The sequence below is a fragment of the Ilumatobacter sp. genome, from assembly GCF_046290335.1.
Classification (GTDB): Bacteria; Actinomycetota; Acidimicrobiia; order Acidimicrobiales; family Ilumatobacteraceae; genus Ilumatobacter_A.
The window spans coordinates 249,719-272,658 of record NZ_JBKAGH010000005.1 but is presented as its reverse complement, the minus strand read 5'-3'; the positions used below and the strand labels follow the sequence as shown (position 1 = coordinate 272,658).

Annotated in this window: 21 protein-coding genes; 13 read left to right on the top strand and 8 right to left on the bottom strand. The window is 67.0% G+C overall.

Features of this window, described 5'->3' with window-relative positions; translation table 11 throughout:
• Nucleotides 1-23: 23 nt before the first annotated feature.
• Nucleotides 24-1,283 (bottom strand): cytochrome P450, encoded by a 1,260-nt coding sequence (locus ACE37B_RS18955; RefSeq protein ID WP_409924899.1) that lies wholly within the window; start codon nt 1,281-1,283, stop codon nt 24-26.
• A gap of 90 nt (nt 1,284-1,373) precedes the next feature.
• On the opposite strand from ACE37B_RS18955, the gene ACE37B_RS18950 reads away from it, so the two are divergent.
• The 3 genes from ACE37B_RS18950 (at nt 1,374) to glgP (ending at nt 5,266) form a co-directional block, all read left to right on the top strand.
• Entirely contained in the window at nt 1,374-1,694 is a 321-nt protein-coding gene (locus ACE37B_RS18950; RefSeq protein WP_409924898.1) for a hypothetical protein, read from the top strand.
• A gap of 104 nt (nt 1,695-1,798) precedes the next feature.
• On the top strand, nt 1,799-3,505 hold the full coding sequence (locus ACE37B_RS18945; protein WP_409924897.1) for an AMP-binding protein: 1,707 nt from the start codon (nt 1,799-1,801) through the stop codon (nt 3,503-3,505).
• Nucleotides 3,506-3,643: 138 nt separating this feature from the next.
• Nucleotides 3,644-5,266, top strand: coding sequence for an alpha-glucan family phosphorylase (gene glgP, locus ACE37B_RS18940; RefSeq protein ID WP_409924896.1), 1,623 nt, complete (start codon nt 3,644-3,646; stop codon nt 5,264-5,266).
• Between the two features lie 45 nt (nt 5,267-5,311).
• Here glgP and ACE37B_RS18935 read toward each other — a convergent pair whose 3' ends face one another.
• A complete protein-coding gene (locus tag ACE37B_RS18935) occupies nt 5,312-6,289 on the bottom strand; it encodes an LLM class F420-dependent oxidoreductase (protein WP_409924895.1) in 978 nt (325 codons plus the stop codon).
• A 113-nt stretch (nt 6,290-6,402) separates the two neighbouring features.
• On the opposite strand from ACE37B_RS18935, the gene ACE37B_RS18930 reads away from it, so the two are divergent.
• The 3 genes from ACE37B_RS18930 to ACE37B_RS18920 all read left to right on the top strand — a co-directional run bounded on the left by ACE37B_RS18930 (nt 6,403) and on the right by ACE37B_RS18920 (nt 9,613).
• A complete protein-coding gene (locus tag ACE37B_RS18930) occupies nt 6,403-7,776 on the top strand; it encodes a serine hydrolase (RefSeq protein ID WP_409924894.1) in 1,374 nt (457 codons plus the stop codon).
• Between the two features lie 86 nt (nt 7,777-7,862).
• Nucleotides 7,863-8,552, top strand: coding sequence for a TetR/AcrR family transcriptional regulator (locus ACE37B_RS18925; protein ID WP_409924893.1), 690 nt, complete (start codon nt 7,863-7,865; stop codon nt 8,550-8,552).
• A complete protein-coding gene (locus tag ACE37B_RS18920) occupies nt 8,552-9,613 on the top strand; it encodes a histone deacetylase family protein (RefSeq protein WP_409924892.1) in 1,062 nt (353 codons plus the stop codon). Before ACE37B_RS18925 ends, ACE37B_RS18920 begins: the two co-directional genes overlap by 1 nt.
• Before the next feature lie 46 nt (nt 9,614-9,659).
• Here the strand turns inward: ACE37B_RS18920 and ACE37B_RS18915 are convergent, their stop codons facing one another.
• The 4 genes from ACE37B_RS18915 to ACE37B_RS18900 form a co-directional block, all read right to left on the bottom strand.
• Nucleotides 9,660-10,973 carry a hypothetical protein gene (locus ACE37B_RS18915; protein ID WP_409924891.1) on the bottom strand — a complete coding sequence of 438 codons (1,314 nt, stop codon included), beginning with the start codon at nt 10,971-10,973 and terminating at the stop codon, nt 9,660-9,662.
• Between the two features lie 157 nt (nt 10,974-11,130).
• A complete protein-coding gene (locus ACE37B_RS18910) occupies nt 11,131-12,057 on the bottom strand; it encodes an alpha/beta fold hydrolase (RefSeq protein ID WP_409924890.1) in 927 nt (308 codons plus the stop codon).
• Nucleotides 12,035-13,042: a Gfo/Idh/MocA family protein gene (locus ACE37B_RS18905; RefSeq protein ID WP_409924889.1), complete on the bottom strand. Its 1,008-nt coding sequence runs from the start codon at nt 13,040-13,042 to the stop codon at nt 12,035-12,037. Before ACE37B_RS18905 ends, ACE37B_RS18910 begins: the two co-directional genes overlap by 23 nt.
• On the bottom strand, nt 13,039-14,610 hold the full coding sequence (locus tag ACE37B_RS18900; RefSeq protein ID WP_409924888.1) for a Gfo/Idh/MocA family protein: 1,572 nt from the start codon (nt 14,608-14,610) through the stop codon (nt 13,039-13,041). The genes ACE37B_RS18905 and ACE37B_RS18900 overlap by 4 nt, the downstream gene beginning before the upstream one ends.
• A gap of 349 nt (nt 14,611-14,959) precedes the next feature.
• On the opposite strand from ACE37B_RS18900, the gene ACE37B_RS18895 reads away from it, so the two are divergent.
• Genes ACE37B_RS18895 through ACE37B_RS18875 form a run of 5 tightly spaced genes read left to right on the top strand, consistent with a single transcriptional unit; the run spans nt 14,960 to nt 19,091 of the window.
• Complete coding sequence (locus ACE37B_RS18895; RefSeq protein WP_409924887.1) at nt 14,960-16,096, top strand: metal ABC transporter substrate-binding protein; 1,137 nt, start codon at nt 14,960-14,962, stop codon at nt 16,094-16,096.
• Nucleotides 16,097-16,098: 2 nt separating this feature from the next.
• Nucleotides 16,099-16,899 (top strand): metal ABC transporter ATP-binding protein, encoded by an 801-nt coding sequence (locus ACE37B_RS18890; RefSeq protein ID WP_409924886.1) that lies wholly within the window; start codon nt 16,099-16,101, stop codon nt 16,897-16,899.
• Complete coding sequence (locus tag ACE37B_RS18885) at nt 16,899-17,747, top strand: metal ABC transporter permease (protein ID WP_409924885.1); 849 nt, start codon at nt 16,899-16,901, stop codon at nt 17,745-17,747. The genes ACE37B_RS18890 and ACE37B_RS18885 overlap by 1 nt, the downstream gene beginning before the upstream one ends.
• Nucleotides 17,748-17,781: 34 nt before the next feature.
• The gene (locus ACE37B_RS18880) at nt 17,782-18,237 is read left to right on the top strand and encodes a Fur family transcriptional regulator (protein ID WP_409924884.1); all 456 of its coding nucleotides are present in this window, start codon (nt 17,782-17,784) and stop codon (nt 18,235-18,237) included.
• Between the two features lie 5 nt (nt 18,238-18,242).
• Nucleotides 18,243-19,091, top strand: a complete 849-nt coding sequence (locus ACE37B_RS18875) for a PhzF family phenazine biosynthesis protein (RefSeq protein WP_409924883.1) — start codon at nt 18,243-18,245, stop codon at nt 19,089-19,091.
• A 46-nt stretch (nt 19,092-19,137) separates the two neighbouring features.
• Here ACE37B_RS18875 and ACE37B_RS18870 read toward each other — a convergent pair whose 3' ends face one another.
• Nucleotides 19,138-20,157: an LLM class F420-dependent oxidoreductase gene (locus ACE37B_RS18870; RefSeq protein WP_409924882.1), complete on the bottom strand. Its 1,020-nt coding sequence runs from the start codon at nt 20,155-20,157 to the stop codon at nt 19,138-19,140.
• Between the two features lie 92 nt (nt 20,158-20,249).
• Complete coding sequence (locus ACE37B_RS18865) at nt 20,250-21,257, bottom strand: proteasome assembly chaperone family protein (protein WP_409924881.1); 1,008 nt, start codon at nt 21,255-21,257, stop codon at nt 20,250-20,252.
• A 42-nt stretch (nt 21,258-21,299) separates the two neighbouring features.
• Here ACE37B_RS18865 and ACE37B_RS18860 point away from each other — a divergent pair, with 42 nt between their 5' ends.
• Nucleotides 21,300-22,007 carry a tetratricopeptide repeat protein gene (locus tag ACE37B_RS18860; protein WP_409924880.1) on the top strand — a complete coding sequence of 236 codons (708 nt, stop codon included), beginning with the start codon at nt 21,300-21,302 and terminating at the stop codon, nt 22,005-22,007.
• A gap of 151 nt (nt 22,008-22,158) precedes the next feature.
• Entirely contained in the window at nt 22,159-22,914 is a 756-nt protein-coding gene (locus tag ACE37B_RS18855; protein WP_409924879.1) for a helix-hairpin-helix domain-containing protein, read from the top strand.
• The last annotated feature ends 26 nt before the right edge of the window (nt 22,915-22,940 follow it).

Sequence of the window (22,940 nt, the reverse complement as noted above, 5' to 3'; positions counted from 1 at the left end):
GCGCTGCGGGCGCTCGGGGCTGATCAGACGGAGAATTCGCAGGGCATGCGCTTGATGCCGTTGATGAAGCCGGAGACGAGTCGGTCGGGTTCACCGGTGATCTCGAGGTCGGGGAGCTGCGTGAAGATCTCGTCGAGCATCACCTGGATCTCCCGGCGAGCCAGATTGGCGCCGAGACAGAAGTGCGGACCGCCAGCGCCGTAGCCCTCCATGTCCTTCGTGTTCGGACGCGTGATGTCGAAGCGGTGACCGTCGGGGTAGTAGTCCTCGTCCCGATTCCCCGACCAGTACCACATCACCACCTTGTCGCCCGCGGCCACCTTGGTGTTGCCGATCTGAACGTCTTCGTTCGCGAGCCGTCGCATGTGGATCACCGGCGACGACCAACGCACGATCTCGTCGGCGGCGGTCAACGCCATCTCGTCGAAGTTGGCGCGCAGCAGTTCGCGCTGGTCGGGATGTGCGGTGAGTTGATGCATGCCCCAGCTGATCGCGTTGCGGGTCGTCTCGTTGCCCGCCACGGCGAGGAGGATGAAGAACGAACCGAACTCGGCCGGGGTCAGACGCTGGCCATCGACTTCTGCGTGCATCAGGATCGACGCGATGTCATCGGTCGGCTTCGACAGCCGGGCCTCGCCGAGCGCCTGGGCGTAGTCGAACATTCCCGCGGCGCCCATGATCAGACCGTTCAAATCGGTCGTGAAGTCGGGGTCGCCGGCTCCCAGGATGATGTTGGTCCAGTCGAAGATCTGCTGTTCGTCCTCCTCTGGTACGCCGAGCATGTCGCAGATGATCTGCAACGGAAGGGGCGCCGCGAACGCCTCGACGAAGTCGCACGATCCGCCGGACTCCTTGGCCGTCTCGACGAGCTGTCGAGCGCGAACCCGAACCGATTCCTCGATCGACGCGACGGTCTTGGGGGTGAACCCCTTCTGGACGAGCAAACGGAACTTCGCGTGGCGAGGGTTGTCCATCACGATCATCGATCCGAAGAACTCGAGCGTCTCGGGAGCCGTCTCGCCGAGCGTGATGCCCCCAGCCGACGAGAACAGGTCGGCCTTGCGGTTGACCTCCTTCACGTCGTCGTAGGTGACCGCCGACCAGAAGCCAGGCCCTTTGATACCGCCCTCGATGACCGACAGCTCCTCGTGGAAACACATGCCGTCGCCGGACTTCGTCTCGTGGCGGAGTGCGGCGAACGCCGCGTCGCGTTCGTCGAGCGGCTGCATCCAGAAGTCGTTCGAACCGAGCTGGACGTCATTGACAGTGCGGTATTCCGGCATGCGCAATGTTCGCATCCCGCCGCGGCTCGGCGAGTGTCGGAGGCGTAACGGTTTGTGTCAGACACAAACCGTTACGGATAGGTTCGGGCGATGGCGCTCGAGATCGTGTGTCCGTCGTGCGACACCGATGATGCCCTGCGCGGCGAACCGGGCGACGACGGCCAGATCCGACTCACCTGCGACGACTGCAAGGTGACCTGGCTGCGCGACCCGCGTCCGACGTGTCCCGACTGCGGCGGTGGCGATCTCTACCACCGACCCCAGGTCATCCTGGAGAAGTCCCGAGGTACACAGATGTCGGTGCAGGGCATCCACGTCGAGTACTGCTGCTGGGCGTGCGAGCCGCCAGACGTCAGAGTGCGAGGCGGTCGAACGCATCATCTGCCCGAGCGCCTCGGCGGCAGCCAGTAGTTGCGCATCGAGCCGATGCCCCTGCCGCATCCGTCAACCTGGTGTCTGACACCAGGTTGATGTCGGTGGCGGAGGGGGTCGGGGATGTGACTAGCGTTGGGCGGATGAACTCGGTGGATTCGACCATCTCGCGTCTTGAGGCTGCGGCCGACAACGGAACCGGCGTGCGTTTCGTCGGCAAGTCGGTGATGGGCGATGACGGCCCCGTGTATGTCGGATGGGACCAGATCCACGACGAGGCCCGAGCCGTCGGAGCCGCGTTGCAGGCGCAGGGGCTGCTGCCCGGCGACCACGTTGCAGTACTCGGGCCCACGAGCCGCGAGTTGATCACGATCGTGCGCGGCTGCTGGATGGCCGGCATCGCGTCGATGGTGCTCCCGCTCCCGATGCGGATGGGATCGCTCGACGTGTTCGTCGAATCCACCCGCGCCCGGATCCGCCACGGCGACGCCAAGCTCGTCCTGATCGACGACATGCTCGCCGACTTCTACCAAGCGGTCGATGGCGATCCGCCGATCGCGCCGATGCGGTCGGTGATGCCCGGCTCGCCGAACGTCCCGAGCGGCGATCGCCTGGAACTCCCCGCTCACGACCCCGAGCGCCTCGTCATCTTGCAGTACACCAGCGGCTCGACCAGTGAGCCGAAGGGCGTGATGATTCCCGACCGGGTCCTGTCGGCCAACCTCGACGCCGCCTGCGAAGCCGCGGTCCTCGGCACCGGCGAAGTGATGGTGTCGTGGCTGCCGCTCTATCACGACATGGGGCTCGTCGGATTCCTTGCGCTCCCGATGACGAAGGGTGTCGATCTGGTCCAGGCCGCGCCCCAGGATTTCCTCGGACATCCCGGCAACTGGATGAACTGGATCTCCGACTACGGCGGCACCGCCACCGCCGGCCCGAACTTCTCGTGGGTACTCGCCACGCGCGCGCTCAAGCGCATGGAGGACCTCGACCTGTCCAGCCTCACGCTCGCGCTCTCCGGTGCCGAACCGGTCGACCCGAAGGCCGTCGACGCGTTCGTCGCGGAGGCATCACGATTCGGATTCCAGGCCGGCGGTGTGTTCCCCGCGTTCGGCATGGCCGAGGTCGCCATCGCGGGATCGTTCCCACGGCGTGGCGCCGGGTTGCAGACCGACACCGTCGACCGTCAAGTCCTGGAAACCCAGCGGGTCGCCAAGCCGATCGAGATCGATGATCCCGACGACCTCGCCGTGCGCGCTCGCCGGCTCCCGCTGCTCGGCACCGCGGTGCCCGGCCTCGAGATGAAAGTCGTCGACCCCGACACGTACGAAGAGGTCCCCGAGCGTCACGTCGGCGAACTGCTCTTGCGCGGTACGTCGGTGACGCCCGGCTATTACAAGCGTCCCGACGCGACCGCTGCATTGTTCAAAGACGACTGGCTCTGCACGGGCGACCTCGCGTACCTTCTGGACGGCCAACTGGTGATGTGTGGCCGCATCAAGGACGTCATCATCGTGGGCGGACGCAACGTCTTCCCCGAAGACATCGAGCGATCCGTCGGAACGCTCGACGGTGTGCGTGCTGGCAACGTGATCGCGTTCGGCATGGAGGGCTACAAGGGCAAGGAGTCGGTCGTCGTCGTCGCCGAGGTGCGGTTGACCGACACGTCCGGCGACCTCGACGCGATCCGCCACGTGATCCACGAACGCACACTCGAAGTGTGCGGATTGCCGCCGCGTGACGTGATGCTGGTCAACCCGGGAACGCTCCCCAAGACCAGCAGCGGCAAGCTTCAGCGAGCCAAGTGCCGCGACGAATATCTCACCGAAGAACTCGCGCTCCTCGACTGACGCCGCGCCCGACCGCTGCTCGCTCGAGCGGGCGAGGAGAGCAATCCAGACCCGACATCGCCGCCCCCGGCTGGAGTCGATCGTCGTAGAGTGAGGCACCTCACCCCTCGAACACTCAGGACGAACACGGGAGCTGCGATGTCAGACCGAGACCTGCGCGTTGCCTACTTCTGCATGGAATACGGGCTGCACGACGACCTCAAGCTGTACGCCGGCGGCCTCGGCATTCTGGCCGGCGACTATCTGAAGGGCGCCCACGACACCGGCCGACCGATCATCGGGATCGGCATCAAGTGGAAGCAGGGCTACACCGACCAGTACGTGAACGACGACGGTCGTCCCTACGACAGCTACACGACTCGTACGTATGACCTCGTCGACACCGGCGTCACCGTCACCGTGACGATTCGCGAGCGGCCGGTGCTGGTCAAGGTGTGGCGTACCGAGGCGTACGGCAACTCGACGCTGTACCTGCTCGACACGGACGTCGACGGCAACGCAGATGCCGACCGGTGGATCTGCGGCCAGCTCTACGGGTGGTTCGCCGAGGAGCGGCTGGCGCAGGAGATCGTGCTCGGCATCGGTGGTGTGCGGGCGTTGCGTGCCCTCGGCGTCGACGTCGACGTCTACCACTTCAACGAGGGGCACGCCGTCCTCGCTGCGCTCGAGCTGATCGCCGAGCGGCGTGCGGCCGGAGCCAGCTTCGACGAGGCACGCCGCACCACCCGCGACGAGGTGGTGTTCACGACCCACACGCCGGTGATCCAGGGCAACGAGAGCCACGACCTCGACACGATGGAATACGTCGGGGCGTTCCACGGGCTGAGCCGGGATCAGATGATCGGCATCGGCGGCGATCCGTTCAACATGACCGTCGCGGCGCTGCGCCTCGCCCGCAAGTCGAACGCGGTGGCCCAACTCCACGCCGAGACGGCGAACCAGATGTGGGGCCACGTGGAAGGCCGAAGCCAGATCGTCGGCATCACGAACTGCATCCACCGTCCCACGTGGGTCGATGACCGCATCGTCGACGCGTGGCGGAACGAGCGCCCGCTCCGGCCCGTCCACGACGAGATCAAGGCCGAGCTGCTCGCATTCGTCGAGACCCGAGCCGGTGTGACGCTGCGACAGGATCGGTTGCTGATCGGTTTCAGCAGGCGAGCAGCGCCGTACAAGCGCAGCGACTTGATCTTCTCCGACCTCGAGCGCATCGAGCCGTACTTGCGCGACGGTCGCATCCAGATCGTCTTCTCCGGCAAGGCGCACCCCCTCGACGACACCGGCAAGGACATCGTCGCCAACCTCGTGACGATGATGCGCAACTACCCGGCAGGCGTCGTGTTCCTCGAGAACTACGGGATGGAGATCGGCCGGATGCTGACCCGTGGGTCCGACGTGTGGCTCAACAACCCGCGACGGCCCCAGGAGGCGAGCGGCACCAGTGGGATGAAGGCGGCGATGAACGGTGTACTCAACTGCTCGATTCTCGACGGCTGGTGGCCGGAGGCGTGCGAACACGGCGTCAACGGCTGGCAGATCGGCGACGGTTTCGAGTCGGACGATGTCGCCGAACTCGATGCGCACGACCGCGATGCGCTCTACCGCGTGCTGCTCGACGAGGTGCTGCCCACGTACGAGAACGATTCGGAGCGTTGGGAGTCGATGATGCGGTCCAGCATCGAGTCGACGTGGGAGTCCTTCGCCGTCGAACGAATGCTGGACGACTACGAACGCATGCTCTACCGAACCGATCCGGCCTGACCGACGGATCGGTTCGCGAGCGACGGACTCTGATGGTCGGTTCGGTCAGCCGATGATCGGCGTCAGGGTCTGTCCGAGGAGCTCGACGCGGCCTTCGAGGTGGCCGTTGGCGGGCATGTTGATCGTGAAACCGTCGAGGCCGGGACGCAGCAGCGAGGCGTAGGTCTCGCCGACGGTGTCGGGATCGCCCCACGCGAAGTTCGCGAACCACGGCGCCCGCTCCTCGTCCGACGCGTCGCGCAGCGCGAGGCCGCGTCGGTCGAAGTAGGCGAGCAGCTCTTCTTCGGCCTGCTCCCTGGTCGGCGCGATGCAGGCGGACTTCTGCTTGCTGACCGTGATCTCCGACCGGTCGCGTCCGAGAGCCTCGCAGTGGGCGGCCAGCGCTTCGAGCTTGCGATCGATCTGGTCGTCGGGGCAGATGATGTTCGACTCGTCGGCGTACTGGGCGACCATCCGCAGCGTCTTGCGCTCGCCGCCGCCGCCGATCATCACGGGGATTCGCGACACGGGCGGCGGCTCGTTCATCGCATCGCGTGCGGTGTACCACGAGCCGTCGAGCGATGCGCGTTCGCCGCGCAGCATCGAGATGATGATCTGGAGTGCTTCCTCGAGCTTTTCGAACCGGTCGGTGAAGGTGCCGAACTCGATACCGAACGCATCGTGCTCCAGCTCGAACCAGCCGGCGCCGATCCCGAGTTGCGCTCGCCCGTTCGAGACGATGTCGAGCGTCGTGACGGTCTTCGCCAACACCGCCGGGTTGCGGTAGGTGTTGCCCGTGACCAGGGACGACAGCTTGACGTTCGACGTCTCCCGGGCGAGCGCGGACAGCAGCGAGTAGCACTCGAGCATGAAGTCGTCCGGGTTGCCGAGCATCGGGAGTTGGTAGAAGTGGTCCATCACCAGCACGGTGTCGAAGCCCGAACGGTCGGCTTCGCGAGCCTGCTGGGCCACCACGTCGAACAGGCGGTCGGGTCCGACGCCCGGGTAGGTGAAGTTGGGAATCTGATAGCCGAGGCGCGTCATGGCGCTGATCGGACCACCGATCCGACCACGTGTCAAGCGCAACGGGCGGCGGAGTCGCCGAGCCGCGTGGCGCTGGTGGGTTCGGGCGCACCGCGGCCTCTACGCTCGGTCCGATGCACACCTGCCGCCGCCTCGTCGCCTCCCTCACCCTCACGGCGCTCGCACTCGCTGGTTGCGCGTCCGACGACGCGTCCGACGTCGACACGTTGGGTGCCGACGCCGACGCGGACATCGACCCAGAGATCGACGCGGGTGCGGATGGCCCTGCCGATGAGGCCGAGTCCGACGACGCCGACGAAGACACCGATGCCGGCGAGGACGACGAGTTTGCAGAGGACGAGGCGAACGAGGACGAGCCGGAGGACACCGGCGCGGACGAGCCGGAGGACACCGGCGCGGACGAGCCGGAGGACACCGGCGCGGACGAGCCGGAGATCGAGCTCGGCGATGACACCGGCGACGACCAGGGGAGTCCGTTCGACGGCACGGAGGTCGCAGCAGCGACGGCGGCAGTGTTCGAGGAATTCGGGTCGACGTCACCCGGGTGTGCTGTCGGCGTCCTGCGAGCGGGGGAGCGCTTCGTCGACGCATTCGGGATGGCCGACATCGACGCGGGGATCGCGCTGGAACCCGACTCGATCTTCGACATCGGGTCGGTGTCGAAGCAGCTCACCGCCGGGGCCATCGCGCTTGCAGTTCTCGACGGCGACCTGTCGCTCGACGACGACGTCACCTCGCTCGTCGACGAGATCGGGCCGTTCGACCAGGTCGTCACCGTTGCCGACCTGATTCATCACACGAGCGGTCTACCGGACTACACCGCGCTCCTCGATGCGGACGACGACGAGGTCACCACCAACGCCGATGCTCTCGCCACGATCTCCGGCGACGGGGTCGCTCTGAACTTCGAACCGGGTGCGGCATTCGAGTACTCCAACACCAACTACGTGCTGATGGCGGAGATCGTCGATCGGGTCAGCGGGCAGTCGCTCGTCGAGTTCAGCGCCGACCGGATCTTCGAGCCGCTTGGCATGTCCGACTCGGTGGTGCGAGACGACCAAGGCGAACTGCTCGAGGGGCAAGCACAGGGCTACGGAGACGAGAGTGACTCGGGAGACTGGCAGGCGATCGGGTCGTCGTGGCGACAGACCGGCGATGGCGCGGTGCACGCAACCGTCGACGACCTGCTCACGTGGGCCGAACTGTTCCTCCCCGACGCCATCGAGGCGGACGGTGGCATCGGTTCGTCGCAGTGGCGAGCACTGATGCTGCAGCCCGGTCCGGTTGCGGACGGCGGCTCGGCGTATGCATTCGGCATCGGCCTGGAAGAGGACGGCGAACTGCTCACGCACGCCGGCTCGTGGATCGGCTACTCGTCGTCGTTGGCGGTGCGCCCCGCAGATGACCTCGCGGTCGCGGTTGCGTGCAACATCGACCTGCTCGACGCCCACTCGCTCGTCGCCAGCGTGATGGACATCTGGCGCTGAGCGAGGCGTATCGGTTTGTCTCTGAGACAAACCGATACGGGTCGGGGGACGGTGGCTCGGCTGGAGCGATCTACACTGCCGGGAGCATGAGTGACGGCTGGGTTCGGCGCCAGGAGCGCACACGGCGAGACGTGATCGACGCCGTCGGCGCGCTCATCGCCGAATCGGGTGTCGATGGCGTGACCATGCGCAAGCTCGCCGAGCGTGCCGGCGTGGCGGTCGCGACGCTCTACAACCAGTTCGGCGACCGCGATGGCGTGATCGTCGCATTCGTGAGCAGCGGACTCGACCAACTCGAGATCGACCTCGACGCTCAGCCGCCCGTCGGCCCGGTGGATACGACCCGGACGTTGCTCGACGCATTCGACGAGACGTTCCTCGAAGATCCTGCGGTCTGGAGGTCGATCTTCGCCAGTCTCAAGTCGGGGAGCGGGTCGTACGGAATGGGCGAGGTCGGCGAACGCGTCGTGCAGTACATCAACACCGATCTCGCGAAGGCCGCCGCCGACGGGATGTTCGTCGTCGACGTCGACACCGAGGTGGTCGCCCGCGCCCTCTTCCAGTCGCAACTGCACCGGCTCGAGAAGTGGGCGCACGGGGTCATCGACTGGGAGCAATATCGCGAGTCGTCGCGGCTCGGTCTCGAACTCGCCCTCGCTGGCCTCCTCGCCGAACCGTGGCGTTCCGAATCGCTTCGGGCGTCCGGAGCGATCCGGAACGTCCCTGGCGCTTCCCGACCGGCTCGCCCCTCGGCCTGCGCCGACGCTCGCCGGTGATGATCGTCTACTCCTCGCCACGTCAGCGCGGTCATGACCCGGTCGCCGAGATCGAGAGTTCTGGCTTCCAGTCGCCGTGGGAACATCCGGGCCGAGCCGACGCCATTCATCGCGTGCTCGCCAGCGATGATCGCTTCGACATTCGTGAGCCTCGCGAGTGGGGAGCGCGGCCGATCGAGGCGGTGCACGATCCGGCGCTGGTCCGGTTCCTGGCGCGAGCGTGGCACGACTACCAGGTCCATCACCCGGGAACGCACGACGTGGTTCCCGACGTCTTCGTCAAGCCGGGGCTGCTCGACGGGATCGACGACGCCGCCCGCATCGAGTCGATCAAGCATGTCGACATCCAACTCGGCCGCTGGTGCTTCGAGACCACGACGCCGCTGACCGAGGGAACCTATGACGCGGCGCGGTCGGCGGTGGATGTCGCACTGTCGACCGTCGATGCCGTGCTCGGCGGCGAGTCCCTCGCGTACGGTTTGTGTCGGCCGCCCGGACACCACGCGCCGACCGGCCTCTACGGCGGCTACTGCTTCTTCAACAACGCCGCGATCGCTGCGCATCACGTCGCGTCGACGACCGGCTCCAAGGTGACCGTGATCGACGTCGACTACCACCACGGCAACGGCACGCAGCAGATCACCTACCGGCGACCCGACATCCAGTACGTCTCCTTGCACGGCGATCCGGATCGGGCGTACCCGTATCTGACGGGGCGCAAGGACGAGACCGGGGCCGGGCTCGGACGCGGTACGAACCTCAATGTGCCGCTCCCAGCGAAGACCGATGACGATGCCTACGCGACATCGCTTGGGTTGGCGATCGAGGCGATCGATGCGTTCGATCCGGCCCTCGTGATCGTGTCGCTCGGCGTCGACACCTATGGCTCCGACCCGATCTCGGATCTGTCTGTCACCACCGACGGCTTCGCCCGCCAGGGAGCCGACATCGCAGAGTTGGGTCGGCCGCTCGCCGTGGTGCAGGAGGGCGGCTACGACCTCGAGACGCTCGGGCAGAACGTCCGCTCGTTCCTCGTCGGCGCCGCCAGCGTCACGAACTGACCGATGCCGGCTGGCTGCGGTCGCCCGGTGCGACCGTCGCCGTGACTCAGCGGCTGGCCAGGTGCCACTCGACGCCGTCGGGTGTGTCGCGGACTTCGATGCCGGCAGCGTCGAGACCGTCGCGCAGCGCATCCGACACGGCGTAGGCCTTCTCGGCCCGCGCCACGCGACGAGCGGCGAGTGCCGCCTCGACGACCGGGCCGATGACCTCGCGCTCGTCGCGCAGTCCCTTCGTCGCAGCGCTGCCCAGTTTGACGATCATCGCTCGCAGCGCGCGCTTCGCCTGGTCCATCTCATCGGACTGCAGCGTGTCGGCCGACCACTCGTCGATCGCAGCGACCAGGTCGAGCATCGCGGCGACCGCGCCGGATGCGTCACCGACGAGGATCGCCTGTTCGAACGCTGCGTCGAGACGCGCCGCTGTCGCAGCGAGGGAAGTGTCGGGATCGACGTCACGATCCCCGCCGACACCGGCAGGTTCCGCTGCGGCACCGTCGGCCGCGGCGCCGGTCGGTGTCGTCGCTTCAGGTGCGGATGGCGCTGCGGCCACCGAGCCGCCGGCACGGATGACGTCGATCGACACCGTCTCACCGGACTCGATCCGCTGCGACACACCGGCCCGACGCAAGGTCAGCGCCCCCTTGCCGACGACCTCGGCCGTGTCGGCATCGAGATCCATGATGACGCCGGTGTGCTCGTCGAGCCCCAATACGAAGGCCCCCTCGGGCAACTCGGGTTCCAGCATGGTGAGGCGACGCTCGCCGAGGTAGCAGAACCGAGTGTCGTGGTTGCCGCCCTCCTGGTTGTCGTAGTGAGGGATCACGGCGGCGTTGATGCCGATCGCCGACAACAGGTCGAGTCCGGGCTCCCACCACGGATCCTTGCCGACCTTGTAGATCTCGTACACCGGCACGGTGACACAGCCGAGCGTGAGCGCAGCGGCTGACGAGAACACGATCGCGCCGCCGTTCGCGAGCTTTTCGGCGAGCAGATCCCGCAGTGGGGTGGTGCGCCACTGTTCGAGCGCGAACGTCGGGCTGCCCGGCCCGGCGAACACCCAGTCGGCGTCGCGGATGGTCGACAGCGCCGTCTCGATCGCGATGGTGTCATCGGTGTCGGTACGTGCCAGTCCAGCGACGGCAACGTCGCGTCCCACGGCGTCCTTGAAGTACTTGGTGGTCGCGGCAGCGAGGATCGGTGCGTTCTCCTGGAACCCGAACGGGGTGTCGAGCATGACGGGGGAGATCGAGTCGGTCGCGTCGGCAAGTCGGTCGAACACGGACCGGTGCGGGCTCTTCATGGTGGGCGCGGTCTCGCCTGATCCCATGATGAAGATCAGGCGTGGCAGTGGGGTGGGCATCGAGGTCTCCAGAGAACTGAACGAGATGGCTGGCGAGATGGCTGGCGAGAGAACTGAACGAGATGGCTGGCGAGATGGCTGGCGAGATGGCTGGCGAGATGGCTGGCGAGGTAGCTGGCGAGGTATCGGCGAGTCGTGCGTGGTCGACGAGGAAGCGTCAATCGAAAAAGTGCGGGTCGTCGGCGGCGGCGAGGAGCAGGCTCGCGACGGCGTCGGGCTGCTGCGCGTGCACGTCGTGGTGGGCGGGTCGAAACCAGTGTGCCGCGCCGCTCGGCAACGCGTCGAGGGCCGCGTCGACGGCATCTTGCTTCGAGTGGGTCCAGGCGACATCTCCGGTATCTGCAGCGATCAGCAGCACGGGCACCTGCATGAGCGGGTATCGCCCGGTCGGCCGGTGCTCCCAGAGGCCCCGCAGCACGAGCAGATGCCGGTCGAAGGTCAGCCACGGCGCGATCGTGCCATCGGCGCGGACCTCGAAGTTGGCCATCGTGCCGGTTCGGCCTTCCTCGGGCCAGTCGGCGGCTGACGACTCCAGCCACCCGCGAACCGACTCGACCGCCGTGCCCGCGAGTCGTGGGGGAGCCAGCGTCTCGGCACAGTCGTCCCACTCGGGGAACCGACCCTGCAGGTCGATGAAGCCGCCGTCGACACACACGATCTGGTCGACGAGTTCAGGATGCCGGAACCCGAGTTCGAGCACGACGTTGCCGCCCCATGATTGGCCTGCGACGACGGGACGATCGAGTCGGAGGACGCCGATCAGGTCGGCGAGGTCGTCGGCGCAGGTGACGACGTCGTAGCCGTCATCGGGCTTCGACGATTGACCGTGGCCGCGCTGATCGACGGTCACGACGAGGTGCCCAGCTGCGGCGAGCCGACGTGCTACCCCGTCCCAGAGGCGGGCGTTGGAGGCCAATCCGTGCGTCAACACGTACGAGCGGTCTCTTCGTACGACCCGGCTGGGAGGAGTCCAGCGCAGAATGTGCAACTCGACGCCCGACGTCAGCGGGTGCCGTTCCACCTTCGGCACGATCACATCAGCCTCGTGCTCGTCACGCTCGTCAGGGTGTGTGGTGTTCGACATCAGATCCTTCCGCAAGACGCTGGCGGATGCGTTCGATGAGCTGCGCCATGTCGATCGAACGCTCGATGGGCCGTGGCCATTCCGCTCTGCCAGCGACGGCGTCGGCGAAGGATTCGATCATGGCTCGATAGGGGTCATTGGACGGTGCCGACACTCGCTCGACTGCGGTTGCGGGCGAGCGCTCGATCACGATCTCGGTGTCGTCGACACCACCCGTGAACGCGTTGGTGGCGACGACGATGCGCCCCGTCGTCCCGGAAATCGTGAGCCGTTGGCACTCGTCGTCGACGAAGGAACAGTTGATGCGCCCGACCGTTCCGCTGGCGAAGCGCAACTCGGCGTGTACTCGCTCGTCGACGCCCGATGCGGCGAGCGAACCGGACGCAACGACCTGTGCCGAATGTGGATTGGGGAACAGTTCGACGATCGGCCCGAGACAGTAGATGCCGACGTCGAGCAGAGCGCCGCCGCCTTGCGTGGCATCCCATCGGTAGTTGTCGGCGGCGTCGGGGCCGATCGTGAACGTGAACGTCGCGTCGATCGCCTCGATGCGCCCGATCTCGCCGTTGCGTGCGAGGTCGATCGCGTGGCGATAGCGCGCACCGAACGGCGTCATCCATGCTTCTGCCAGGACGACCCCGGCCGTGTGGCAGGTGTCGGCCATCGCCGCAGCCGTCGCCGCATCGGGGGCGAGCGGTTTCTCGCACAGCACGTGTTTGCCGGCTGCTGCGGCTCGCTCGGCCCAGAATCGGTGGAGACCGTTGGGGAGGGGGAGGTAGACGGCGTCGACGTCAGGGTGAGCGATGACGGCGTCGTAGGACTCGACACTCGTGGCGGCCCACCGCTCCGGCACCGGCCCTCCGCGCGCCGAGGTGGCCACGAGGCGGGCGTTGTGCGCCGCGTCGATCGCCGGGAGCACTGCGGCATTGGCGACGAACGACCGCGCCCCGACGACGCCGAACCCGACCGGTCGCGGCTCGCTCACCCGAGTTCGATCAGCTCGCCACCGTTGGCGCCCGACCGGTGAGCTGCTTCGAGGACGCGCACGACGTCGCGCGACTGTTCGGGTCGCACGGCGAGCGGCTCGCCGAGCAGCAGGTGATCGGCGAGGTTGCGGTGGAATCCCCAGCCCGGATGGGGCGCCGGGGCCACGATCGACTCGATGAGCCCATGGTCGCCGTCGTAGCGGGCGACGCGCAGATCGACCGGTCGCTCGGCGTGATGCGAGACCGACGCCCGGAAACCACGTCCGGCGACGACCGCATCCTGGCGGACAGGTTCGTACTGCCCTTCGAGCGTCCCGAGGGTTCCCTCGATGTGGAACTTCGGGCGGCGGATCGCGCAGACGTCGCTTTGTCGGAAGGTGGCCTCGCGGCCGTCGGGCCACTGCATCCACACCGACAATTGATCGACGTTGGTCGTGTCATGCCAGACCCGCGTGTGCGCCGAACACAACACCTTGCTCGGGGCGACGCCGTAGTGCTGGATGATCCAGTCGATGTGATGCGATCCCCAGTCGTAGACGGCACCGCCGGAGATCGAGTCCTCGGAATGCCACGCGCGGCACGGGTGTTCGAACCCGCCCACGAAGGTCTCGATGTTGAACACGTCGCCGAGATCACCGCGTTCGATCAGTCGACGGATCGCGAGCCAGTCGGTGTCCCAGCGACGGCTCTGATGCACGGTGACGGTGCGGTCGTGTTCGGCGGCCGTAGCGATCAGCAGGTCGGCGTCCGCGCTCGTGAGACACATCGGCTTCTCGACCACGACGTGCTTACCGGCACGCAGCAGCTCGAGCGCCAGCGTCGCATGATGGACCGGTGGCGTGGCGACGATCGCGATGTCGACGGAGTCGTCGGCGGCAAGCGAGGTGCCCGACTCGTGGGAACGCAGGTCGGGGAAGTCGGCGCGAGCTGCCTCGAGTCGAGCGGGGACCGCATCAGCGGCGGCGACGAAGGCCAGTCCGTCGGTTTCGGAGGCGGCGAGACCGTGGAGGTAGCCCATCCCGCCGAAGGGTCCGTAGCCGACGACGGCGACGCCCAACGTTGGTGTGCTGGCGGGAACATCGCTACGAAGCAGCCGACGTACGTACACACCCAGCGTGCGGTGTGCCTGGAGCGCCGCGAGGTCGGTGATGCCGAGGGCCACGACACGTCCGGCCCCGACACGACGCACCGTGATCGTCGGGTGGTGCTCGAAACGGACACTGGTGGTCGCCGCGACCTCGACCTCGTCCCCGAGCGGCTCGAGGGTGGAAAGCGAGGTGCTGATCGGGACCTCTTCGTCGAGTCGCACGTTCTCGGCTCGTCGAGCAAGGGTGACGAACCACTCGGTGAACGGCAACCGCGTTGACACCCGCGCCCGGGCGAGCCTCTCGGCGCACTCGTCGCCGGGGTCGGCCACGAGGAGAACGGAGCCGCCCGCTCGCGCGTGCGCCTCGAGGTCGTCTGCGCCGGCCGACGAGAGTGGCCCCAGGTGTACGCGGATCGACAGACTCGGCATCTCGTCGATCGCTCCGGCGGTGGGCGTCGGCATCTCGTCGATCGCAGTCATCGCCGATCTCCATCGCGGTGGTCGGCGTCACTCCGGCCAGCCCAGCTTCGATTCGACACCCGACCCGGGAGGTTCGGTCGGCCCGAGCCGGGGGTGCTGGTCGATGGCGACGAAGTCGTCGGCGTCCATGTGTCGGAGTGGTCGGATGGTCGTGAGCACAGCCCCATGGGCATGAACCTACAACGACCTCGCGGGGCGGGTCGTTGACGTGCTCCGGATTCGGACGCGACGAATCTGTCGTGCTGCTGTGAGCTGGCTCGTCGTCGCCACGCTCGGCGTGACGGCCGTCACCTCATGGATGTGGAGCTCGGCCCAACTGATGCGACCAGCTCGCAGTTAGTTTACCCCCGTGACCTTCTCCGCCGTCAACTCCGGCTCCGCACTCGACAACGCCTACCCAATCAACACCACCACCACCACCGCCGCCGCCGCCACCACCGCCGCCGCCGCCACCACCGCCACGACCCGCCGTCGGCGCCTACGCCGGGGCGTCGCTGGCCTCGCCGTCCTCGCGCTGACCGCCGCCGCGTGTGGCGCCGACGACGACACCGGCGACGAATCCGCCAATACCAGCGCGTCCGGGCTCACCGTGGTCACGACCGTCGCGCCGATCACCTCGATCGCAGCGAACGTGATCGGCGATCGTGCCAGCATCATCGGCGTCGTGCCCGAAGGCACCAACTCGCACACGTTCGAGCCGTCGCCCTCCGTCGCCGAACTGATGGCAACCGCCGACGTCGTGTTCATCAACGGCCTGCAACTGGAAGAGCCGACGAAGGAACTCGCGTTGGCCAACCTCGCAGACGGCGTACCGCTCGTCGAGTTGGGCGACGAGACGATCGATCCCGAGCAGTACAAGTTCGACTTCTCGTTCCCCGAGAGCGAAGGCAAGCCGAACCCGCACCTCTGGACCGACCCGACCTTGGTGAAGGTCTACGCCGACATCATCCGCAACACGATGAACGAGGTCGATCCGGAAGGGAAGGCGACCTATGATGCGAACTACGAGGCGTTCGCCGCCCTCGTCGATGACTTCGACGCCGCGGTGAGCGCAGCACTCGACTCGGTGCCGGCGAACAACCGCAAGCTCGTCACGTATCACGACGCGTACGCCTACTTCGCCGACACCTACGGGTGGACGGTCGTGGGCGCGATCCAGCCGGCCGACTTCGGTGAGCCGACGCCATCCGAAGTGGTCGACCTCATCGAGCAGATCCGCGCCGAAGGCGTGCCGGCCATCTTCGGGTCCGAAGTGTTCCCGTCGCCGGTGCTCGAACAGGTCGCCAACGAGACCGGCGCCGAGTACATCGACGATCTTCGTGACGACGATCTGCCGGGCGTACCCGGCGAAGTCGAGCACTCGTGGCTCGGCCTGATGAAGTTCAATTTCGTCACGATGACCGAGGTGCTCGGCGGCGATGCCAGCGACCTCGCCGAGTTCGAGGTGCGCAACGTCGCCGTCGACGCGGCCGAGTACCCTCAGTGAGCGTGAGATTGCCGGTGCACGACGAGGCGTCGGCGCTCATCCGAGCCGATCGAATCACGGTCGCCTACGACCGAGCCGAGGTGCTCGTCGACGTCGACCTCGCCATCTGCGAACGTGACCTGATCGGAATCGTCGGCCCGTCGGGCTCCGGCAAGTCGACGCTGCTCAAGGCGCTGCTCGGAGGCATCAAGCCGATTCGCGGCAGCGTGACCCGACGCCGCGGTGTGTCGGTCGGGTTCGTGCCACAGGTCGAGAAGATCGACTGGAACTTTCCCGTCACGGTCGCGGAATGCATCGGCATGGCGCGGGCGACCGGCTTTCGTGCACCGTGGCTGAGCAAGGCCGAACGCATCGAGATCGTGGCGATCCTGGATCGACTCGGTCTGCACGGACTCGGTGACCGGCACATCCGCGATCTGTCGGGCGGACAACAGCAGCGGGTCTTCATCGGTCGGGCCCTCTTCACCGGCGCCGACGTCGTCTTCCTCGACGAGCCCACCTCCGGTCTCGACGTGAAGACGCGTCACGAGGTGCTGCACCTGCTGCGTGATCTCAACGCCGACGGCGTCACGGTGGTGCTGTCGACCCACGATCTCAACGGCATCGCGACCCACCTGCCGACGATCGTGTGTCTCAACAAGTCGGTGATCGGCGCCGGGCACCCCGACGAGGTGCTGACTCCCGAGGTCTTGGAGCGCACCTACGGCTCGCCGATGCAGATCCTCGAGCACGGCGGCATGCGCGTCGTGGTCGACGCCGGGCCTGACGCCAGCGTCTTGCCGTTCGCCGCGCAGGCGGGCTGATGAACTGGTCGGAGTTCACCGCGCCGTATGCGTTCGAATTCTTCCGCAACGGGGTCTACGTCGCGACCCTCGCCGGCGCGCTCTGCGGTCTCGTCGGTTGCTACGTCGTGCTCCGCAACATGAGCTACATCGGGCACGGCCTGTCCCACGCCATCTTCGGTGGCTACGCCGTCGCCGGCTTGGTCGGCGTCAACCTGTTCCTCGGGGCTGGCGTGTGGGGCGTGGTCACGGCGTTGGCGATCGGTGGCATCGTGCGGCGACGCCCGATCGGTTCCGATGCCGCGATCGGCGTGGTCACCACCGCGTCGTTCGCGCTCGGTATCGCACTCGTCGAGCGCTACGGATCACCCGATCGCAGCGCCGATGCCTTGCTGTTCGGCAACATCTTGGGCGTCAAGTCGAGCGACGTGTGGCTGGTGGGCGCGGTGTCGTTGGTCGCGTTGGCGTTCGTCGTGTTCGGCTACCGGCCGCTGCTGTTCACCACGTTCGACGAGGAGGTCGCCCAAGCCACCGGCGTCCGCACGACGCTGGTCGACGTGCTGTTGATGATGGTGCTCGCTGCGACCGTGCTCGCCACCATGGCCGTGATGGGCGTCACGCTGATCGCCGCGACGCTGGTCGTGCCAGCCGTCGTCGCTCGGATGGTGACCGACAGCTTCTCCAAGATGTTGGTGATCGCGACGGTGCTCGGAGCGATCAGCGGCTTCGTCGGAATGAACGTGAGCTACCACCTCGACCTGCCGTCGGGTTCGACCATCGTGCTCGTTGCGACGGCGTTCTTCCTGATGGCCTTCGTCGGTGGCGGTCGCCTCCGGCGTCGCGCCGGCACCGTCGCCCACGCTCACTGATGCTGGCGCAGCCGGGAGGGCTAACTTGGCGCGCATGAGACCAGAGGCGACCAGCGGGGTCGACGAACGACAGTGGCTCCCCGAAGAGGCAGAGGAAGCACTTCGGGCCCACGGATGTCGCGTCACCCAGCCCCGTCTCGCCGTGCTGCGTGCTTTGCTCGAGTCCGGCGGCACCGTCGACGCCGCAACCCTGACGGAGCGAGCTCAGGCGCATCAGTCAGGCATCCACGAAGCGACCGTGTATCGAACCGTTGCCGTGCTCATCGAGGTCGGCATCGCCAGCCACGTCCACGCAGGCCACGGTCCGGCGCTGGTGCGTCTCTCCAGCGACCGCCAGCTCGTCGCGGTGTGCCAAGACTGCGGTGCCATCGAGCCGGTGCCGACCGACGCGATCGATGCGCTCGTCGACGCGACGGCTGCGTCGAGCGGCTTCATCCTCGAACCCGGCCACTTCGCACTCGAAGGGGTGTGCGCGGCCTGCGCAGCGTGAGTCGCATGCAACGTCGGTTCGACCAGGTCGACGTGTTCGCCTCCGACGCGTTCTCCGGCAACCCGCTCGCTGTCGTTCACGATGCCCACGGGATGACGACCGAGCAGATGTTGGCGTTCACCGCGTGGACGAACCTGTCCGAAGCGACGTTCCTGTTGCCGCCGACCGATCCTGCCGCCGATTATCGAGTGCGTATCTTCTGCCCGGGTCGCGAGCTGCCCTTCGCCGGGCATCCGACGCTGGGGACGTGCGCCGCGTGGCTCGCGGCGGGCGGGGTGCCCCAGCGTGGCGATCGCATCGTGCAGGAGTGTGGTGCCGGTGCAGTGCCGATCCGGATCGACGGCGACCGGCTCGCGTTCGCCGCGCCGCCGATGCTCCGGTCGGGCCCGATCGAACCCGACCTGCTCGCTACCCGGCTCGACGCGTTGGCGATCGACTCCGGTGACGTGATCGAGGCGGCGTGGATCGACAACGGTCCTGGCTGGATGGGCGTCCTGCTCGCGTCGTCCGACGCTGTGCTCGACGTGTCGTTGCCGTCGGGTACGCATCCGGCCTTCGACGTCGGTCTGGTCGGGCTGCGGGCCGACGGTGACGAGTGCGCCATCGAAGTCCGAGGCCTCTTCGCCGACGCTGGCGGGCTCGTGCGGGAAGATCCCGTGACCGGCAGCCTCAATGCGTCGGTCGCTCAGTGGCTCGAAGCCACCGGGCACGTGTCGTTGCCGTATGTGGCGAGTCAGGGAACCAACCTCGACCGTCGAGGCCGCGTCGTCGTGGAACGCGTCGGTGACGACATCTGGATCGGCGGCCGCGTCGACATCCGGATCACCGGCATCGTCGACATCGCCGCCCCGTGATCACGACGACAGAGTGGGTCTGACCCACTCTGTCGTTCGGGCGTGATCAGGCAGCCTTGAGGTCGGCCATCACCTTCGCCCAGCGATCGGGGTCGCTGGCGTAGGGGGCGTAGAAGCTGATGCGTTGGATGACGTCGCCGTAGCGCTGCGACAGTTCGGGCGCGATCTGTTCCGGCTCGCCGACGACGGCAAAGGTGTTGAGGATCTCGTCGTCGATGAGCGTGCCCATCTTCTCCCACTCACCCTGCTTCGACAGTGCGTTGAGCTCGTCTTGCAGACTGCCCCAGCCGTGGATGTCGAGCACGCCGCGGTACGCAGGCGTCGAGCCGTAGAACGCGATCTGCTGGCGGGTCCCGGCCGCAGCCTTGGCCATCTCCTCGTCGTTGTTGCCACTCACGACGAACGACGGTCCGACGATCTCGAAGCCCTCCATCGTCTTGCCCGCCTTGGCGCGGCCGCGTTCGAGCGCCGGCAGCGTGACTTCGCGGAGGTACTTCTCCGTGGTGAAGCCGTGGCAGATGAAGCCGTCACACACTTCGCCGGCCACCTCCGTCATCAACTCGCCGACACCGGCGAGGAACACCTTCGGAGTACCGAAGCCAGCCAGTTCCTCGGGATCAGGCGTGAAGAACGGGGTCATCAGCGTGTGCCGGTAGAACTCGCCTCGGAAGTCGAGCTTCTCGCCGGTTTCCCAGGTGTTCCAGATCGCTCGCATCGCCAACACGAACTCGCGCATCCGAGCAGCGGGCTTGCTCCACTCCATCGAGAACCGCTTCTCGATGTGCGGCTTGATCTGACTGCCGAGGCCGAGCACGAACCGACCCTTCGAATACGCCTGGAGGTCCCACGCGGTGTTGGCAAGGGTCATCGGCGAGCGAGCGAACGCCACAGCGATCGACGTGCCGAGCTCGAGTTGCTCGGTGTGTTCTGCTGCGAGCAGCAGCGGGAGGAACGGGTCGTGCGCGGTTTCGGCGGTCCAAGCCCCGGAGTAGCCGGCTGCTTCGACCTCCTTCGCGTTCGTCGCCACGTTGTCGAGATCGAGTCCGATGTTGCCGTCAACCTTCATGAAGCGAACGGTAGTTGCTCGACGATCTCCGCCCGGCAACGAACGACGAGGCACGAGCGAGTGGGTCGCGATGGCGGCGCGACCTCAGGCGGTCACTTCTGGTCGCGAAGGAACTGTTGGATCTCGTCGGCGAGTTCGTCGCCCGACAGCAGTTCGATGTCGGGCTCCGACGTCGTGTCGACCACGGTGGCATCGAACAGTTCCTCGAGTTGAGCGAGCATGCTCTCGTGCTCGGGGTTGTCGGAGACCATTCGATCGAGCCGGCGCCGCTGATCGGCGACGTCGGAGCGGAGGTCGTCGAGATCGATGCTGATGCCCGTGACCTGGGAGAAGCCCTCGAGCAGTGCCACGGAGGCGGCGGGGTACTCCATCGAGGCAACGTAGTGCGGGACTTGCGCCCAGATTCCGATCGCCGGGATCTTGACCGCATGCATCGCGTGTTCGAGCGTCGCAGCGACGCCAGCCGGAACATCGACGGAGCTGCGCGTGAAGTCGACCTTGGCCAGCACGTCGATCGACGGTGACGACACCGACAGGCGTGGGTCTCGCGTATGCGGCGCCGCGAACGGATACGCGCCGAACGCGACCATCTGGGTGACACCGAATTCGACGGCGAGATCGGACACGGCGCGTCCGAATCGGCGCCACGCCATGTCGGGCTCGGGGCCGAGGAGCAGCAGGACGTCGCGGCCGTCGGGGGAGCGTCCGGCGCGCAACTCGATCGTCGCCCATTGGATGTTGCTGTTGACGCCGTTGCGTAGCTCCATGACCGGTCGACGCGCTCGATAGTCGACGTAGGTGTCGTCGTCGAAGCGGATGATCGGCGCGGCCCCACATGCGTTCGACAACTCGTCAGCGGCGACGTTGGCCGCGCCCGCCGCGTCGATCCAACCTTGCAGCATCACGACGAGCACCGGCTCGTGCAGCATCGGATCGACGACCAGGCGGTCGATGCCGAGCTCGAGATCGGTCGCCGCTCCGGGGCTCGGCACACCGTGCTCGAGCGCGTGCTCGAGCGGCTGGTCGAGTTCGTGATCGCGTCCGGCGGAACCGTGCTCGGCATCGTCGGCGCCGTCGCTCACCTGGTCGGCCTCGCTCATGGTTTCCGAGGGTACCGAGCACCTGGCGGTAGCGTTCATCACATGGCTGCCATTGACGTCACCGATGCAACATTTGAGACCGACGTGCTCGAGAAGTCGAAGGAGGTGCCCGTTGTCGTCGACCTGTGGGCGTCTTGGTGCGGACCGTGCAAGACGCTCGGCCCGATCCTCGAGAAGGTCATCGACGCCACCGACGGCAAGGTCGTGCTGGTCAAGATCGACGTCGACGCCAACCCTGGTCTGAGCCAGGCGTTCAAGGTTCAGTCGATCCCTGCCGTGTACGCGATGAAAGACGGTGCGGTGGTCGACGGGTTCATGGGCGCGTATCCGGAGAGCGCCGTGCAGCAGTTCGTCGATGGGCTGCTTCCGTCGGCCGAGGAGATGGCGGTCAGCGAGCTGGTCGAGGCCGGCGACGAGGCCAGCTTGCGCATCGCGCTCTCGATGGAACCGGCGAACGAAGACGTCATCGTGGCGCTCGGCGAACTGCTCGTGGCCGATGGTCGAGGCGACGAAGCCCTCGAATTGCTGGAGCGGATTCCGGAATCCGAGCGCACCCGCCACGTCGCGGCGACCGCTCGGGTCGGCACGGTGCCCGACGACGATCACGACGCGACGCTCACGGCGTTGCTCGACCGGGTGAAGACCGACGACGAAGCCCGCCAGCAGTTCGTCGACATCCTCGAGTTGATGGGTCCCCACGACCCGCGCACCGCCGAGTACCGCAAACAACTGACGCTTCGGCTGTACTGAGCGGTCGCCGCTGATCCGGCGACCTCCTCTCTCGCGTGCACACCTCGACCGCGCGAGACGTGGCCGTTTCGCCGAGCGTCGCTAGCGTCGTTCTGACCGACTCCCTCCTGATGGAGCGCAGGCCCACCTGCTCGTCCGATGGAGAAACGACGTGGACGATGTACCGCGACCGAGAGCTACGACGTCGCTGAGCCAGCGCGCTCGCGAGTGGATGGAATGGTTCGGCGTGGCCCGGCTGGTCACCTCAGCCGTGGCCGTCGTCGTCGTGTGCGTCGGAGCCTGGTGGCTGGTGCGAGCGCCCGTTCCGCCATCGGAATCGTCACTGCCGATGGCGTCGACGCCGTCCACCACGAGCCCGCCCGGTGCTGACGTCACCATCGCAACGGCCGTATCGATGGAACCGGTGCCGGCCGTGCCGCCGGCGGTCGACGCGTCCGCAGGGTCCGCCGGCCGAGATTCCGGCCGTGACGTCGTGACCGTGCATGTCGCCGGTGCCGTGCAGCGAGCCGGCGTGTACGAACTGAGCGTCGGAAGCCGAGTCGATGCAGCGATCGCTCGTGCGGGTGGCGTGACCCTCGATGCCGATCCCGACGCCTTGAACCTGGCCGCGCCATTGGTCGACGGAACACGCGTCTACGTCCCGATGGTGGGGGAGGCCCTGCCGCCACGGCTCGACGCGCCGACGCCGGCCCTACCTGCGTCGAGCACGCCGGCCGGCCCGATCGACGTCAACCGCGCGTCGGCGACCGAGCTCGACTCGCTCCCCGGTGTCGGACCGGCGACCGCATCGGCGATCGTCACCGAGCGAGAGCGCAATGGGCCCTTCGTCTCGGTCGACGACCTCGAACGGGTGCCCGGGATCGGGCCAGCCAAACTCGAAGCACTGCGCGATCTGGTGATCTCGTGAGCAGTCGATGGTGGTGAGCGCTCGAC

Bases quoted from the DNA above. Each gene is read 5' to 3' on its own strand.
- ACE37B_RS18955 (WP_409924899.1), bottom strand. From the start codon at position 1,283: ATGCCGGAATACCGCACTGTCAATGACGTCCAGCTCGGTTCGAACGAC.
- ACE37B_RS18950 (WP_409924898.1), top strand. From the start codon at position 1,374: ATGGCGCTCGAGATCGTGTGTCCGTCGTGCGACACCGATGATGCCCTG.
- ACE37B_RS18945 (WP_409924897.1), top strand. From the start codon at position 1,799: ATGAACTCGGTGGATTCGACCATCTCGCGTCTTGAGGCTGCGGCCGAC.
- glgP (WP_409924896.1), top strand. From the start codon at position 3,644: ATGTCAGACCGAGACCTGCGCGTTGCCTACTTCTGCATGGAATACGGG.
- ACE37B_RS18935 (WP_409924895.1), bottom strand. From the start codon at position 6,289: ATGACGCGCCTCGGCTATCAGATTCCCAACTTCACCTACCCGGGCGTC.
- ACE37B_RS18930 (WP_409924894.1), top strand. From the start codon at position 6,403: ATGCACACCTGCCGCCGCCTCGTCGCCTCCCTCACCCTCACGGCGCTC.
- ACE37B_RS18925 (WP_409924893.1), top strand. From the start codon at position 7,863: ATGAGTGACGGCTGGGTTCGGCGCCAGGAGCGCACACGGCGAGACGTG.
- ACE37B_RS18920 (WP_409924892.1), top strand. From the start codon at position 8,552: ATGATCGTCTACTCCTCGCCACGTCAGCGCGGTCATGACCCGGTCGCC.
- ACE37B_RS18915 (WP_409924891.1), bottom strand. From the start codon at position 10,973: ATGCCCACCCCACTGCCACGCCTGATCTTCATCATGGGATCAGGCGAG.
- ACE37B_RS18910 (WP_409924890.1), bottom strand. From the start codon at position 12,057: ATGTCGAACACCACACACCCTGACGAGCGTGACGAGCACGAGGCTGAT.
- ACE37B_RS18900 (WP_409924888.1), bottom strand. From the start codon at position 14,610: ATGACTGCGATCGACGAGATGCCGACGCCCACCGCCGGAGCGATCGAC.
- ACE37B_RS18885 (WP_409924885.1), top strand. From the start codon at position 16,899: ATGAACTGGTCGGAGTTCACCGCGCCGTATGCGTTCGAATTCTTCCGC.
- ACE37B_RS18880 (WP_409924884.1), top strand. From the start codon at position 17,782: ATGAGACCAGAGGCGACCAGCGGGGTCGACGAACGACAGTGGCTCCCC.
- ACE37B_RS18875 (WP_409924883.1), top strand. From the start codon at position 18,243: ATGCAACGTCGGTTCGACCAGGTCGACGTGTTCGCCTCCGACGCGTTC.
- ACE37B_RS18870 (WP_409924882.1), bottom strand. From the start codon at position 20,157: ATGAAGGTTGACGGCAACATCGGACTCGATCTCGACAACGTGGCGACG.
- ACE37B_RS18865 (WP_409924881.1), bottom strand. From the start codon at position 21,257: ATGAGCGAGGCCGACCAGGTGAGCGACGGCGCCGACGATGCCGAGCAC.
- ACE37B_RS18860 (WP_409924880.1), top strand. From the start codon at position 21,300: ATGGCTGCCATTGACGTCACCGATGCAACATTTGAGACCGACGTGCTC.